This window comes from Bacillus massilinigeriensis, from assembly GCF_900111815.1.
Lineage (GTDB): Bacteria > Bacillota > Bacilli > Bacillales > Cytobacillaceae > Mesobacillus_C > Mesobacillus_C mediterraneensis.
On the sequence record NZ_LT630020.1, the window covers coordinates 1 to 842 of the forward strand.

The 842-nt window shown below is 35.9% G+C and carries 2 protein-coding genes; one reads left to right on the forward strand and one right to left on the reverse strand.

The annotated features are described in order from the left end of the window. The coding region (locus tag BQ5796_RS18895; RefSeq protein WP_141769964.1) for an IS3 family transposase at positions 1-152 on the forward strand (152 nt) is incomplete at its 5' end. A gap of 218 nt (positions 153-370) precedes the next feature. On the opposite strand, the gene BQ5796_RS16885 is transcribed toward BQ5796_RS18895, so the two are convergent. Beyond that, positions 371-676 carry a hypothetical protein gene (locus BQ5796_RS16885; protein WP_071458618.1) on the reverse strand — a complete coding sequence of 102 codons (306 nt, stop codon included), beginning with the start codon at positions 674-676 and terminating at the stop codon, positions 371-373. Positions 677-842: the final 166 nt, after the last annotated feature.

The window sequence follows — 842 nt, forward strand, 5'->3', positions numbered from 1 at the left end:
TTGTTAAAGGTAAGCATTTTGCTAGTTTAGAAGATTTAACAAGAGAATTACAAGATTATGTTCACTGGTTTAATCACATTCGAATCCACGGAACATTAGGCTACATAAGCCCAATTGAGTACAAGCAAAAACACCTTAAAAAAATTGTCTAGATTAGTGTTGACATACCAGTATAGAGAAAGGGAGTGTATGTGTTTGTGGATAGACCCCATTAAAAAAGAACAAGAGCTAGAAGGTGAGTAGGGCTCTTGTTCTCATCTATTCTCGAAGTAGGGAACTACTCTTAGAACCTTTATTGATAAGCTAATGGTAGCCGATGGGGTTGCCTAAGAATTATTTACTAAATTAGAGCCATATCATATCAGTTGTTTTACCAAATCCACCACGATGCTTCTTTTTTAGCTTGGTGTATCATTTCGTATTTAGTCACTTCAATTTCCCGTTTCACATCTTCTAAACGCTGAATTTTTTCAGTGTAGTTAGTCATATAATTTTCTGCAGCTCGAAGAAATGCGTCTTTTGATTTACCAGATTGCCAACTTGATAGTGTAGTATCATAGAAAAAATCATCCAGCCGCTCTTTATCTTTTCTTAAGTAATCAATATACCGTTCTATCTTTCCCTCCATTTCAATGAGTTTTGCTTTTTCTTTAAGGTATTTCGCCTCTTTGGTCATTGAAGTTTGTCAGCCTCCACAAAGGTTTTTGCAGCTTCTCTTAATACTTTTACAAAATCAGTCGTATGTTCGCCATACCAATTGATAAACCCATTCATCTCTCTATTGATGAGGCTTTCCACATGCTGTGCTTCCTCTATATGAGAATAAGAAAGTAGTTCCGCAC